Annotated in this window: 1 protein-coding gene; it reads left to right on the top strand. The window is 55.8% G+C overall.

Annotated elements, in window-relative coordinates; translation table 11 throughout:
- The coding region (locus DK871_RS28570) for an IS630 family transposase (protein WP_161907494.1) at positions 1-504 on the top strand (504 nt) is incomplete at both ends.

Genomic DNA, 504 nt, shown 5'->3' with positions numbered 1-504 from the left:
GTTGTACGCGGGTTGAAATAGCCCGCCTGGTTGGGTTTTCTCTGCGCTCGGTCACTCTTTGGTGTCAGCGTTTTCAAGAACAGCGACTAGATGGTTTGATTGACAAGCCAGGGCGAGGACGTAAGTCCTCCTTGCCAACAGAGGCTCTGACCCGATTGCTTGAGCAAGTGGTTCAACCACGTATTGGCCAGCCTCGCTGGAGCTGTCGAAGCATGGCGCGAGTCGCCGGCATCTCACCGTCCAGCGTCCAGCGTATATGGGCCGCCAACGACATAAAGCCGCACCTGACACGCACCTTCAAACTGTCCAACGATCCAAACTTCGAAGAGAAATTCTGGGACGTCATTGGACTGTATCTGGATCCGCCGGATAAGGCATTGGTGCTCTGTTGTGATGAAAAAAGCCAGGTTCAGGCCCTGGAGCGCACCCAGCCTGGACTGCCTTTGGGGATCGGTCATATCCGCACGCAATCGCACGATTATATCCGCCATGGCACCGTCACCC

The organism is Pseudomonas sp. L13 (assembly GCF_009935965.1).
Taxonomy (GTDB): domain Bacteria; phylum Pseudomonadota; class Gammaproteobacteria; order Pseudomonadales; family Pseudomonadaceae; genus Aquipseudomonas; species Aquipseudomonas lactis.
Note: the sequence above shows the minus strand (reverse complement) of the source record. Positions and strands in the feature narration are given on the sequence as shown.